This window comes from Streptomyces sp. ICBB 8177, assembly GCF_003144095.1.
Taxonomy (GTDB): Bacteria; Actinomycetota; Actinomycetes; order Streptomycetales; family Streptomycetaceae; genus Streptantibioticus_D.
On the sequence record NZ_NSKH01000018.1, the window covers coordinates 932,743 to 946,120 of the forward strand.

Genomic DNA, 13,378 nt, shown 5'->3' on the forward strand with positions numbered 1-13,378 from the left:
TGAGGTGGCGGTGCGGCTGGATGTCGAGGTGCGCGGTGAGATCACGCAGCATGATGTGAAGGTCCTCGAACTGTCCACGCTCAAGGGCGTGTTCGAGGACGTGGTCGCCGAGACCGTCTCCTACGTCAACGCACCCCTGTTCGCCCGCGCCCGGGACGTCGAGGTGCGCTTCATGACGAGCAGTGAGTCCCCCGACCACCGCAACCTGGTCACCGTACGCGGCACACTGGCGACCGGTGAGGAGGTCTCCGTCTCCGGGACGCTGGCCGGCAACCGCAACCGCCCGAAGATCGTCGCCATCGGTGACTACGACGTGGACCTGGACATCACCGACCACATGGCGTTCCTGCGCTACGAGGACATGCCCGGTGTCATCGGCACCGTCGGCCGGGTCCTGGGCGAGGCCGGGATCAACATCGCGGGCATGCAGGTCGCCCGGGCCACCGAGGGCGGCGAGGCGCTGGTGGCGCTGACCATCGACAGCGAGGTCGCCCCGCATCTGATCACGGAGATCGCCGGGGAGATCGGCGCCACCTCGGCCCGCTTCGTCAGCCTGGCCTGACAGCGGGCGGCACCACGGGCTCGAACGGAGCCGGGGCCGCGGTGTGACGGGAGACGCCGGCACACCGCGGCCCCGGCCGCTGGGGGAACGGGCGCACGCGCCCGGGCGCACCGCAGGCTGTCACAGGACCGGCCGCCGGCGGACCGACCGTCAGAAGACCAGGGCCTGCTGCTGCGCGCCGGACGGCGCGAGGGCGCGTTCGTGCTCCAGCAGGGCGCGCTTGCGCTCCAGGCCGCCGCCGTAGCCGGTCAGGCTGCCGTCGGAGCCGACGACGCGGTGGCAGGGGACGATGACGCCCACCGGGTTCTTGCCGTTCGCCAGGCCGACGGCACGGGACGCCGACGGCCGGCCGATGTGGTGGGCGAGTTCGCCGTACGTCCAGGTCTCGCCGTACGGGATCTCGCGCAGTGCCGTCCACACGCGCTGCTGGAAGGCGGTGCCGCGCAGCATCAGCGGCAGGTCGAAGGTGTCGCGGTGGCCCGCGAAGTACTCGCGGAGCTGGTCGCGGGTGACGGCGAAGACCGGGTGGTCGTCGGCGTCCAGGCGCGGGCCGAAGGTCGCCTGCTCGGGGCGGTGCCGCTGGTCGACCATGTAGAGGCCGACCAGGTGCTCGCCCTGCGCGACGAGGGTGAGGGGGTCGTAGGGACTGTCGATGACGGTGTGCACGCGCTCACCGGCGCCAACGGCGCTCATGGTGTTCTCCTTGCCTGCCTTGTTCGCGGTGTGGTCCGCCGGTGCGCCTCAGGTCGCGGTGGCGGCCGCGGTGGCCCGGGCGGGGGCGGGCGGCGCGGCGACGACGTCGGCGGTCGGCATGTGGTTGATGGGGTGGTCGCCGGTGGCCCACAGGTGCTGCACGGCGTACGCGCGCCACGGGCGCCAGGACGCGCTGTGCCGGGTGAGCGCCACGGGCGTGGTGGGCAGGCCCAGCGCGCCGGCGGCGAGCTTGACGCCCAGGTCGGTGGCGGTGAACGCGTCCGGGTCGGCCAGCGCGCGCATCGCGATGGTCTCCACCGTCCACGGGCCGATCCCGGGCAGCGCGGCCAGGTCGGCGCGGGTCCTCTGCCAGTCGGAGCCCGGGCTCAGGTCGAGGTCGCCGCGGGCCAGCGCGCCGATCAGGCCGTTCAGCGCGGCCTGCCGCTTCTTCGGGAACGCGACGGTCGCCGGGTCCAGCTCCGCCAGGTCGGCGGGCTCGGGGAACAGGTGGGTCAGACCGCCGCCGGGGTCGGTGACGGGCGTGCCGTGCGCGGTGACCAGCCGGGCGGCGTGGGTGCGGGCGGCGGCCGTGGAGACCTGCTGGCCGAGCATGGCGCGGATGGCGAACTCGGGGCCGTCCACGGTGTGCGGGACGCGGCGGCCGGGATTCTTGCGGACCAGCGGCTCCAGCACCGGGTCGGCGCCCAACTGCTCGTCCACCGCGTCCGGGTCGGCGTCCAGGTCCAGCATCCAGCGGCAGCGGTTGATCGCCGTGGTCAGGTCGCGCAGGTCGGAGACGGTCATCCGGCAGTCGATGTACGCGGCCGGGGTGGGCCGCAGCTCCACGATGCCGTGGCCGTGCGGCAGCCGCAGGGTGCGCCGGAACGCGCCGGAACGCCACTCCTCGACGCCGGGCACCGAGGTGGCGACCAGGTGGCCGAAGAGGTTGTCCGGGCACAGCGGCTGGCGGTACGGGAGCCGCAGCGCCAGGCTTCCCGCGGCCGCCTGCGGCTGGCTGCGGCGGCGCAGCTCGGTCGGGGGCAGCCCGAAGACCATGAGTACGGTGTCGTTGAACGAGCGGATCGAGGAGAACCCGGCGGCGAAGGCCACCTCGGCCATCGGCAGCGTGCTGGTCTCGATCAGCAGCCGCGCGGCCTGCGCCCGCTGGGCCCTGGCCAGGGCGAGCGGACCGGCGCCCAGCTCGGCGCGCAGCTGGCGCTCGACCTGCCGGGTGCTGTAGCCGAGGCGGGCGGCCAGACCCGGCACGCCGTCCCGGTCGATGACGCCGTCCTTGATCAGCCGCATGGCCCGGGCGACCAGGTCGGCGCGCTCGTTCCACTCGGGGGAGCCGGGCGTGGCGTCCGGGCGGCAGCGCTTGCAGGCCCGGAACCCGGCCTGCTGGGCCGCGGCGGCGCTCGGGTAGAAGCTCATGTTGCGCGGCTTGGGGGGTACGACCGGGCAGCTGGGGCGGCAGTAGATCCTGGTCGTCAGTACCGCGGTGAAGAACCACCCGTCGAACCGGGCGTCCTTGGACTGCACGGCCCGGACACATCGCTCGGTGTCTTCGTACATGTCTCCAGGATGCGGCCCCGGAGCCCGGTCGGCTGGCGGAATTCCGACATCACCCTTACGAGCCGCCCTGCCGCGGGCGCCCGCGGAGGCCGCCTTCCCGTGCCCCGCCCGCGAGCCGCCCGCACGACCGGCCCGCCCGAACCGCCGCCGTCAGCCCAGGCCGCCGTCAGCCCAGGCCGGGGTCGCGGGCGACGCAGTCGTGGCAGAAGGCGGCGAAGGCGGCGGCGCGCCGGGTCGGCGTGGCCCCGGCGGGCCTGGCCAGCACCACGGGCAGCGGCACGACCTCGTCGCTGATCGGCCGGACGGTGACCTCGCGGCCCTCGTAGCTGTAGTCGAGTGCGGGTCGCTGGATGAGCAGCGAGTAGCCGAAGCCGCGGGCGACGAGACTGCGGACCATCTCGAAGCTGCGGGTGCGGTGCCGTACGCGCGGTGAGACCCCGGCGCCGACGAGGACCTCGGTGAAGTACCGCATGCTGGGCGGGACGTCGAGCATGATCATGTCCTGGTCGGCGAGGTCGCGCAGTCGCACCGTGGAGCGGCGCGCCAGCGCGTGGTCCCGGGGGAGCAGTACGTGCGGCTCGGTCGCGTAGAGCACCTCGTGGGCGATGCCGGGCTGGATGTCGACGCCGTAGAGCACGGCCACCTCGCAGCGCCCGTCGAGGAGTTGGTGCTGGAGGTCGACGAGTGAGCCCTCGACGAAGTCGACCCGGACCCGGGGGTGGGCGCGCTGGAACTCCTCCAGCAGTCCGGGCAGCAGGAACGGCGCGATGGTGGTGAAGCAGCCGACCAGCAGGTCCCCGGCCGGGGTCTGCCCGACGTCGCGCAGGCCCGCCTGCAACTCGTCGGTGCGGGCCAGCAGGGTGCGGGCCTGGGGGAGCAGCACGCGTCCCGCCTCGGTGAGGGTGAGCCCCTTGGACTTGGAGCGCAGCAGCAACTGGACGCCCAACTGCCGCTCCAGTTCGGCGATGCCGAGGGAGACCGCGGCCTGCGAGACGAACAGCTGGCGCGCGGCCCCGGTCATCGTCCCGGTCTGCGCGGCGACCACGAAGTAGTCCAGCTGGCGCAGGCTGATCCGGTCGGTCATGAGCTCACTTTATAACGCGGATCATATTAATATCATTTCCAAAACCGGCCAGGAGAAAGAGACTTGGAGGACCGAGACGAGGAGGTTGCGTCATGGCGATGACCGACATGACATCGTGCCCGGTCCATCAGTCTTTCGACCCGCTCGCGGAGCCCTATCTCGCGGACCCTTATCCGGACATGACCGCCGTACGCGAAGAGGTTCCCGCGTTCTACGCGCCCTCGATCGACATGTGGGTGATCACCCGCTATGACGATATCGAATCGGCCTTCAAGGATCCGGGCACCTTTTCCGCGGCCGTCGGTCAGCGCCCGGTCTTCCCGCTCACCGACGAGGCCCGCGCGATCATCGCCGGGGGGTTCCACGCCAGCCCGGTGATGTCCGACTGCGACCCGCCCAAGCACACCCGCATCCGGCGGCACAACCTCAAGGGGTTCTCCGCCCGCCGGGTCTCCGTGCTGGAGCCCAAGGTGTGGGCGAAGGCCACGCAGCTGGTGGACGACATCCGCCCGGGCCGGGTGGACCTGGTCCCCGCTCTGACCTACCCGCTGCCCGCCTACATGATCTTCACCTTCATCGGCTTCCCCGATGAGGACATGGACATGCTCAAGAGCTGGTGCGGCAACCGCATCGCCTTCAGCTGGGGCCGCCCCAGCCCCGAGGAGCAGCGCGAGATCGCCACCAACATGGTCCACTACTGGCGCTACTGCGAGGAGTTCGTCGCCAAGCGGGCCGCCGACCCGGTCGACGACTTCACCAGCGACCTGATCCGCATCCACCGCGAGGACCCCGAGGCGATCAGCCTGGAGGAGATCACCAACGTCGCCTACGGGCTCAGCTTCGCCGGCCACGAGACGACCACCAACTTCACCGGCAACGCCATCCGCCAGCTGCTGAGCCACCGCGAGCAGTGGGACGCCCTGTGCGCCGACCGCTCGCTGGTTACGGCCGCCGTCGAGGAGACCCTGCGCTACGACAGCAGCATCATCGCCTGGCGGCGCATCACCACCCGCCCGGTCACCGTCGGCGGAGTGGAGATCCCCGCGGACGCCAAGATCCTGCTGCTGCTCGGTGCCGCCAACCGCGACCCCAAGTACTTCTCCGCGCCCGAGGACTACGACATCATGCGCGGCGACGTCCGCGCGCACCTGGCCTTCGGCAAGGGCATCCACTACTGCATCGGCGCCGCCCTGGCCCGCATGGAGGCCCGCATCGCCCTCGACCTGCTGGCCCAGCGGGCGCCCGGCATGCGGCTGGTGGAGGACCAGGAGCTGACCTTCCCGGCCAACGTCTCCTTCCGTGGCCCCAAGCACCTGCTCGTCGACTGGCCCTAGCCGCCCACGGACCCGGTGCGCCGTCCTCCGCTGCACCGCGCGGGACGGCGCACCGGCACGCGACCACGCCGCCGCCAACACGCCTGCCGCGCGCCCTCGTTCAGCGTTCGGCGACCAGCAGCGTCTGCACCACCCGCCCGCAGTCCCCGGCCGCGTCGTCCAGCGTGCCCGAGGCCAGGCCCGAGCCGTCCGGGCTCGCCGCCGTCGCGGCGCGCAGGCAGAACCACTCGCCGACCGGCTCGCGGTGCAGGGCGAGCGTGACGTCGGTGTTGATCACCAGGCGGCGGTGGTGGTCGAGTTCGAAGGCGACCGCCCACGTGCTGTCCGCCACCGTCAGCGCGCGGGTCAGCGGCGTGTCGTCCTCACCGGCCACCAGCGGGACGCGCTGGCGCACCCAGGCGGTGCCGGGCCCGAGCGTGTCGAACCCCCCGCCCGGCTCGAAGCGCCACTCCATCGCCGAGACATAGCCGTCCAGGTGCGCGCCGGCCATGGTGTGAAGCGGCTGGGGGCCCGGCAGCTCGGGCGGCGGGGCCAGCGGGCGCAGCGCCGGGGTGTCGCCGGGCGCGGCCGCGATCCGCCAGGCCCGCGCGTACATCACCGGCCGTCCCTGCGCGCTCAGTTCGCCCTCCAGAAGTTCGGCCCGCCCGCCCGAGCGCACGGTCCGCACCGCCACCTGAACGTCACCGACCGGCACCGGGCGCGGCAGCTCCAGCGTGACCCGCGCGATCCGGAATCCGGGCCGGGGCTCGTGCCGCTCCAGCGCCCGGCCCAGCAGCGCCGAGGGCGGACCGGCGTGCTGGGCCTTCGGGCTCCACGGTCCCGCCGTCGCGGCGGTACTCTCGTAGCGCCCGCCGCCCAGGTCCCGGTAGAAGAAATCCGAAGCGGAATCCGGGCCCGCGGAATTGTTTGTCATAGCCGCCGTCCTCGCCGTATCAATTGGATGGGATAACTCGTCGGCACTGCGCCGCGATTCCTAAAAAGCATCACCGTTGACCGTGTCCGCCTCTCAAGGACAGGATGTAGTCATGCCCGAAACGGACATGCCCCGAACCGTCGCCGTCGCGATCTCGGACGGAATTCCGATCTTGGAGGTGGCCGCGCCGTGTGAGGTGTTCGGTGTCAACCGGGTCGATCTGGCCGATCCCTGGTACGACTTCATGGTGTGCGGTTCCGACTCCGCCCGGTTCGGCGGCTGGTTCCGTCCCGAGGGCGCGCGTTCCCTGGACGAACTCGCCACCGCGCACACCGTGATCATCCCCGCCTGCCGTGACGTCGCGGAGGAGCCGCCGGCCGAGCTGGTCGAGGCGGTGCGCGCGGCGCACGACGCGGGGGCGCGCATCGTGTCGATCTGCACCGGCTCGTTCGTGCTGGCCGCCGCCGGTCTGCTGGACGGCCGCCGGGCCACCACGCACTGGATCCACGCCGACCTGCTGGCCGCCCGCTACCCCGGCGTCACGGTCGACGCCGACGTGCTGTACGTGGACGAGGGCGACGTCCTGACCTCCGCGGGCAAGTCGGCCGGGATCGACCTGTGCCTGCACCTGGTGCGGCTCGACCACGGCGCCGCGGTCGCCAACGCCCTCGCGAGACGCCTGGTGATGCCACCGCACCGGGACGGCGGGCAGGCGCAGTTCGTGGCGCCGCCCGCGGTCAGCGGCCAGGACCACCCGCTGGCCGACCTGCTGCCGTGGGTGACGGCCCGGCTGGACGAGCCGATGACGGTGGTGGACCTGGCGCGGCGGGCCAACATGAGCACCCGCACCCTCAGCCGCCACTTCAATGCGGTGACCGGCAAGACCCCGTTGCAGTGGCTGCTGTCGCAGCGGATCAACCAGGCCCAGGAACTGCTGGAGACCACCGACCAGAGCATCGAGCAGATCGCCGCCCAGACCGGGATGGGCACCGCGGGCACGCTGCGGCGCCACTTCAACCGGATGGTGGGCGTCTCGCCCGACACCTACCGGCGCACCTTCAAGGCCGAGCCCCTGGTGCCGGAGGCGGAGGACGAACCGGCCGATGGGGAGGCCGAGTTCGCCCGGCGCTCCGGCGGCCGCGCCGAACTGCTCGCCCGGCGGCGTCCGCTGGAACTGATCTGCCACTGACCGACGGCACCCCGGCGCGGAAGCCCGCCACCGTGCCGCCCGCGACGCGCCGCCGCACCGGCCGTGACCGGTGCGGCGGCGCGTGCGACGGCCGTTCACGCGGGGAGCGACGCCCCGGACGGCGCCGCGGCGCGGACCGCCGCGGCCCTGGTCGTCCAGGCCAGCGTCAGCGCCGCCAGCACGGCGACCCCCAGCAGCACCGCGGGCGCCGGGACCACCGAGCCGATGGCGGCCAGCGGGTAGGACGCCATCATGCCCACGTAGGTGACGGCCTGATAGGTCGCGGTGAGCCCGGCCAGGTGCTCGGGGGAGGCCAGCTGCTGGACCTGGGTGAGCCCGTAGAACTGGCAGCAGCCGTACCCGGACCCCAGCACGAGGGAGGCCACCAGCACCAGCGCGGGCTGGTGGAGCCAGGCGGCGAGCGCGGCCACCAGCATGCCGCCCACCACGATCGCCAGCGCCCAGCCGAGCAGCCGGGGCGTCGGCGGGGTGTGCAGCCTGCGGGCGAGTGGCTGGACGAAGATGCCCGCTCCCGCGTTCGCGACGACGACCAGGGCGCTGAACATCAGGGGATCGCCCGCGATCTGATGGGCCACCAGCCCCGGCAGGTAGCCCACGGCCACCGCGACGGCGATGAACACCCAGGGCGCCAGCGGCAGGACCACGGTGACGAAGCGCCGCTCACGCACCTCGTGGAGGCGCAGGTTGCGCAGGAAGCTGGTGCCGGGGGAGGGGGTCAGGGTCTCCGGCACGGTGAGCAGGCAGGCGAACGCGGCGGCGCAGATCAGCAGGTGCGGCAGGTACGCGATCACGGTGGGGTCCGGGGCCCACTGGGCCAGCACGCCCGCGACGAGCGGACCGAGGCCGAAGCCGATGCCCATCGACACCGTCAGCCGCCGCGGGCCGTGGTCGGCGTCGCCGGAGGAGGCCGACAGCTCCTTGATCCAGGCACCGCCGCAACTGAAGCCCGCGCCGCTCGCCATGCCGGACACCAGGCGTCCGGCGAGCGTGAAGCCGAGCCCGTTCGCGCCGACGATCAGCAGCACGGTGCCCAGCACCGACAGCACGACCGTGGGCAGCATGACCTTGCGGCGGCCGAACCGGTCGGAGCAGGGCCCGCCGAACATCAGCCCGGGGATCAGGCCGATCACGTACGGCACGAAGGTCGCCTGCACGGTGGTGGCGGACAGGTGGAGCCGGGCCTGGTAGAGCAGCAGCAGCGGGGTGAACTGCTGGGCGCCCCAGCCGATCGCCACCACCGGTACGGCGGCCCGCAGCCAGGCGCGGCCCGGGCGGGGGACCGCCGCGGGGACGGCCGGCCCCCGCTCGGCCCGGGGGGTCACCGGGCTGCTCGCAATGCGTGTGTTCTCGTTCACGGCCACGATCGTGCGCCAGGCGGGGGTGCGATCACGAGTGTCGGAAACGACAACATGCGTGCAGTTTCGGGCATGCCTCGCGTGGTCACGGGAGCCCGGCGGGACGGCCGCGCAACTGGCGGCCGACCGAGTGCAGGATCGTTATTGCCAAGGTCGGCCGCCATGTTGTTGGGTGTCCCGGACGCCTTCCCCTTTCCCGCGGTCAGTTGGTGCGGAACAACCGGATGAGGTATCTCCATGAGTTCACCGTCCCCGCGGCCCACGGACGGTGCCAGGCACCGACTGGGCGTCCGCATGCGGGAACTACGGGATCACGCCGATCTCAGCGTCGAAGCTTTGGCCGTAGCTTCGGGAATTAGCCCGATGGAAATCAGCCAGATCGAAGCGGGCCGTCGTGTGCCCACCCGCCAGGAGATCGCCGCCTGGTGCGCGTGGACCCGTGCCGAGCAGCAGACGGAGAGCCTGATCGCGGCGGTCGCCCACCTCGACCGGGCGCCTTCGGCGAAGCCTGGTCCGGACGCGCCCGCCTCGGAGGGAGGCTTCTTCATGCGGAACGAGGAAAGCGGTCATCTGCGGGTCTACGAGCACAAGTTCATCCCGTCGCTCCTTCAGACCGACGCCTATGCCCGGGCGCATTTGACGAAGATCCTCAGCTGGCGTGGCGCGATGGACTCCTTCGAATCCGCGATCCGTGAACTGGAGTCACTCCAGAGGCAGTTGCGGGAAAACTGGCGGCGATACACCTTTCTCGTCGACGAACTCGCGCTCTACACCAAGGTCTGCGCCACCGGCGACATGGCCGCCCAACTCGCCCACCTGGATTACGTGGCCACCCTGCCCAACGTCGAACTGGGCGTCGTGCCGTCCGACGCCGAGCCGGCCGTCTGGCCCTCCGCGAGCTTCTGGCTGCACGAGACGCACGTACGCGTCGACGCCCTGACCGGCGAGCGCCAGCGGGTCGTCGACTCGCGCCAGGTCGCCGAGTACCACCGGGCCTTCCACGCCGTCGCGGTCTGCGCGGCCTACGGCGCGACCGCCCGCGGGCTCATCGTGATGGCCGCCGAGTACTGGGACCAGCTGACCGACTGACCGGGCACCGGCCGACGGACCGACCGGCCGCCGGAAGGGCGCGGAGGTCGAGAGTCGGCAGGTGGGCCGATCAACCGACCGTCCGACCGCGGCCCGGCGTGTCGCCGCGTCCCCGTGCCCGCGCGACGAGGTCACTGGCAGGTTCGCGACGTCATCGTCGCCAGACAGACGTCGGATTCCTGCCGGACTCCCGCCCCCGTGTGCTGCTGGACTGATCCCACAGTCACCGAGCGCCCAGCACAGGACGGGAAACCATGTCCACAGCCACCACACCTGTCGTCGGCGGTACGACGCGCACCACACGTTCGCCCCTGACCGGCTGGCTCGCCGTGGTCTCCGTGATGATGGGCATCTTCGCCATCGTCACCACCGAGATCCTGCCGATCGGACTGCTGACCTCGGTCGGCGCCAGCTTCCGCATCTCCGACGGCACCGCGGGCCTGATGATGACCATGCCCGGGTTCCTGGCCGCCGTCTCCGCCCCCACCCTCACCGTCGCCACGGCCCGCGTCGACCGCCGCGTGATGCTCTGCGCCTTCATGGGACTGCTGGCCCTGGCCAACTTCCTCGCCGCCCTCGCCCCCGGCTACTGGCTCGTGCTGGTCTCCCGGGTCATGGTCGGCATCACCATCGGCGGCTTCTGGTCGATCGGCGCCGGGCTCGCCGAGCGGTTCGTCCCCGCCGCGTCCGTCGCCCGCGCCACCTCCGTGATCTTCTCCGCGGTGCCGCTCGGCTCGGTCCTGGGCGTTCCCGTCGGCACGCTCATCGGCAACGTCGCGGGCTGGCGCACCGCCTTCCTGGTCATGGGCGTCTTCACGGTCGCCGTGCTCGCCGCGATCCTCGCCGTCGTCCCCGCGCTGCCGCCGCGGCAGACCACCCGGCTCAGCGTGCTGCGCGGAATGCTGCGCGGCGTCAACACCCGCTTCGCGCTGCTGCTCACCTTCCTCGTCGTCATCGCCCACTTCGGCACGTACACCTACGTCAGCCCGTTCCTCCAGGAGGTCACGCACGTCAGCCCCGGCATGATCACCGTGTTCCTGCTGGTCTACGGTGCGGCGGGCATCGCGGGCAACTTCGCCGGCGGCGCGGTCGTCGCCCGCCGCCCGCACCTGGTCCTCGCCACCGCGGCGGCCATGCTGGCGGCGGCCACCCTGCTGCTGCCGGTGCTCGGCCGCTGGGACGCGGGCGCCATCGCCCTGCTGATCGTGTGGGGCGTGGCCTACGGCGCGGTCCCGGTCTGCTCGCAGACCTGGTTCGTCAAGTCCGCGCCCGAGCACCCCGAGGCGGCGTCCGTGCTGTTCACCGCCTCGTTCCAGGCGACCATCTCGATCGGCGCGCTGGTCGGCGGCGTCATCGTCGACCGCACCTCGCCGTCCACCGTGCTGGAGCTCGGCGGCGTCGTCGCCCTGCTGACGGTGGCCGCGGTCCGGGCGCACCTGGCCCGCCGCCACGCCTTCCCCGGCCAGGAGTGACCGCGGCCCGCCCGGGCCCGTACTCCGGCCGCAGATCCCCAGGACACAGCCATCAAGGAGGACATGACATGTGCGGAATCGTCGGGTGGGTGGACTTCGAACGCGACCTCGGCCTGGAAGCCGACGTCATACGGGCCATGACCGACACCATGGCCTGCCGCGGCCCGGACGACGAGGGCACCTGGACCGGCCGGCACGCCGCGGTCGGCCACCGCAGGCTCTCCGTCATCGACCTGGAGGGCGGCCGCCAGCCGATGAGTGCCGAGGAGGACGGCCGCCTGTTAGCCGTCCTCACTTTCAGCGGTGAGATCTACAACTATCGCGAGCTGCGCGCCGAGTTGATCTCGCGCGGCCAGACCTTCCGCACCCGCAGCGACACCGAGGTGGTGCTGCGCGCCTACCTGGAGTGGGGCGAGTCGTTCGTCGACCGGCTCAACGGGATGTTCGCCTTCGGCCTGTGGGACGCGCGCCGCGAGCAACTGCTGCTGGTCCGCGACCGGATGGGCGTCAAGCCGCTCTACTACTACCCCACCCCGCACGGCGTCCTGTTCGGCTCCGAGCCCAAGGCGATCCTCGCCAACCGCGAGGTCCCGCGCCGCATCGGCCTCGACGGCCTGCGCGAGCTGCTCGACATGACCAAGACCCCGGAGCACGCCCTGTTCACCGGCATGAAGGAGGTGCGCCCGGGACACCTGGTCACCGTCCGCCGCGAGGGCCTTGCCAAGCGCCGCTACTGGGCGCTGGAGGCCAGGGAGCACACCGACAGCCTGGACGTCACCGTGCGCACCGTGCGGGAGCTGCTGGAGGACACCGTCTCGCGCCAGCTGATCTCCGACGTGCCGCTGTGCAGCCTGCTGTCCGGCGGCCTGGACTCCTCCGCCGTCACCGCGCTGGCCGCCAAGGCGCTGGCCGGGCGGGGGGCCGGGCCGGTGCGGTCGTTCTCCGTCGACTTCGTGGGCGCCGCCGACAACTTCGTGCCCGACCCGCTGCGCGCCACCCCCGACGCGCCCTTCGTCCGCGACCTCGTCCGGCACGTCGCCGCCGACCACCACGAGATCCTCCTCGACAGCGACGACCTGAGCGACCCGATGGTGCGCGCCGCCGTCCTCGGCGCGACCGACCTGCCGCCGGTCTGGTACGGCGACCTGTGGCCCTCGCTCTACCTGCTCTTCCAGGCCGTACGCGCCCACTCCACGGTCGCGCTGTCCGGCGAGTCGGCCGACGAACTGTTCGGCGGCTACAGCTGGTTCCACGACCCGGAGGTGCTCACCGCCGAGACCTTCCCGTGGCTGACGAGCACCCCCGGCCCGTTCTACGACGGCACCCCGCTCTTCGACGACGGCCTGCTGCGGACCCTCGACCTCCCCGGCACCCGCCGGGCCCGCTACCACGAGGCGATCGCCGAGGTGCCGGTGCTGCCGGGGGAGACCGGCCTGGAGAAGCGGATGCGGGAGATCGGCTACCTCAACCTCACCCGCTTCCTCAACACCCTGCTCGACCGCAAGGACCGCATGAGCATGGCCGTCGGCCTGGAGGTGCGGGTGCCGTTCTGCGACCACCGGCTCGTCGAGTACGTCTTCAACACCCCCTGGGCGATGAAGACCTTCGACGGCCGGGAGAAGAGCCTGCTGCGCGCCGCCACCCGCGACCTGCTGCCCACCTCGATCGTGGAACGCGTCAAGGCGCCCTACCCCAGCACCCAGGACTCCGGCTACGAGAAGAACCTCCACGCCCGCCTCGCCGAACTCGCCGCCAACCCCGACGCGCCCGTCCGCCCCCTGCTCGACATGGCCAAGGTGCGGCGCCGCCTGGAGAGCCCGGTCAGCGAGAACAGCACCCAGATCACCCGCATCGACCTGGAGGTCCCGCTGTGGGTGAACGCCTGGCTCGACCGGTACGAGGTCACCGTCGAGGACTGACCCCCGCCGCCGGCTCCCCGGCGGCCTGAACCGAGGGCGGTCCGCCCGTCCGCCACCCGCTCCCGCCCCCGCGCTGTTCCCCCGGCAGCCGGGGGCGGGCCCCTTTCCCCGCCGCCGAGGCCGCGCCTGGTGGGCCCGCGGCCGGACCGCGTAACCTGGAGTACGCAGTGAGGGG

At 72.3% G+C, this 13,378-nt stretch carries 11 protein-coding genes; 6 read left to right on the forward strand and 5 right to left on the reverse strand.

What is annotated here, in order from left to right:
• Positions 1–562 (forward strand): ACT domain-containing protein (locus CK485_RS12600; protein WP_146214561.1); only part of this gene is annotated, 562 nt, incomplete at its 5' end.
• A 150-nt stretch (positions 563–712) separates the two neighbouring features.
• Here the strand turns inward: CK485_RS12600 and CK485_RS12605 are convergent.
• The 3 genes from CK485_RS12605 to CK485_RS12615 form a co-directional block, all read right to left on the reverse strand.
• The gene (locus CK485_RS12605) at positions 713–1,255 is read right to left on the reverse strand and encodes a methylated-DNA--[protein]-cysteine S-methyltransferase (protein ID WP_109449978.1); all 543 of its coding nucleotides are present in this window, start codon (positions 1,253–1,255) and stop codon (positions 713–715) included.
• Positions 1,256–1,303: 48 nt separating this feature from the next.
• On the reverse strand, positions 1,304–2,827 hold the full coding sequence (locus tag CK485_RS12610) for an AlkA N-terminal domain-containing protein (RefSeq protein WP_109449980.1): 1,524 nt from the start codon (positions 2,825–2,827) through the stop codon (positions 1,304–1,306).
• A 166-nt stretch (positions 2,828–2,993) separates the two neighbouring features.
• On the reverse strand, positions 2,994–3,911 hold the full coding sequence (locus CK485_RS12615) for a LysR family transcriptional regulator (protein WP_109449982.1): 918 nt from the start codon (positions 3,909–3,911) through the stop codon (positions 2,994–2,996).
• A 92-nt stretch (positions 3,912–4,003) separates the two neighbouring features.
• Here CK485_RS12615 and CK485_RS12620 point away from each other — a divergent pair, with 92 nt between their 5' ends.
• Positions 4,004–5,245 carry a cytochrome P450 gene (locus tag CK485_RS12620; protein ID WP_109449984.1) on the forward strand — a complete coding sequence of 414 codons (1,242 nt, stop codon included), beginning with the start codon at positions 4,004–4,006 and terminating at the stop codon, positions 5,243–5,245.
• A gap of 100 nt (positions 5,246–5,345) precedes the next feature.
• On the opposite strand, the gene CK485_RS12625 is transcribed toward CK485_RS12620, so the two are convergent.
• On the reverse strand, positions 5,346–6,158 hold the full coding sequence (locus CK485_RS12625; protein WP_109449985.1) for a thioesterase family protein: 813 nt from the start codon (positions 6,156–6,158) through the stop codon (positions 5,346–5,348).
• Between the two features lie 112 nt (positions 6,159–6,270).
• On the opposite strand from CK485_RS12625, the gene CK485_RS12630 reads away from it, so the two are divergent.
• Positions 6,271–7,347: a helix-turn-helix domain-containing protein gene (locus CK485_RS12630; protein ID WP_241968320.1), complete on the forward strand. Its 1,077-nt coding sequence runs from the start codon at positions 6,271–6,273 to the stop codon at positions 7,345–7,347.
• A gap of 95 nt (positions 7,348–7,442) precedes the next feature.
• Here the strand turns inward: CK485_RS12630 and CK485_RS12635 are convergent, their stop codons facing one another.
• Complete coding sequence (locus CK485_RS12635; RefSeq protein WP_199239322.1) at positions 7,443–8,723, reverse strand: MFS transporter; 1,281 nt, start codon at positions 8,721–8,723, stop codon at positions 7,443–7,445.
• A 237-nt stretch (positions 8,724–8,960) separates the two neighbouring features.
• On the opposite strand from CK485_RS12635, the gene CK485_RS12640 reads away from it, so the two are divergent.
• The 3 genes from CK485_RS12640 to asnB all read left to right on the forward strand — a co-directional run bounded on the left by CK485_RS12640 (position 8,961) and on the right by asnB (position 13,203).
• Entirely contained in the window at positions 8,961–9,812 is an 852-nt protein-coding gene (locus tag CK485_RS12640) for a Scr1 family TA system antitoxin-like transcriptional regulator (RefSeq protein ID WP_109449989.1), read from the forward strand.
• 254 nt (positions 9,813–10,066) lie between these two features.
• Entirely contained in the window at positions 10,067–11,284 is a 1,218-nt protein-coding gene (locus CK485_RS12645) for an MFS transporter (protein ID WP_109449991.1), read from the forward strand.
• A gap of 68 nt (positions 11,285–11,352) precedes the next feature.
• The gene (gene asnB, locus CK485_RS12650) at positions 11,353–13,203 is read left to right on the forward strand and encodes an asparagine synthase (glutamine-hydrolyzing) (protein ID WP_109449993.1); all 1,851 of its coding nucleotides are present in this window, start codon (positions 11,353–11,355) and stop codon (positions 13,201–13,203) included.
• Positions 13,204–13,378: the final 175 nt, after the last annotated feature.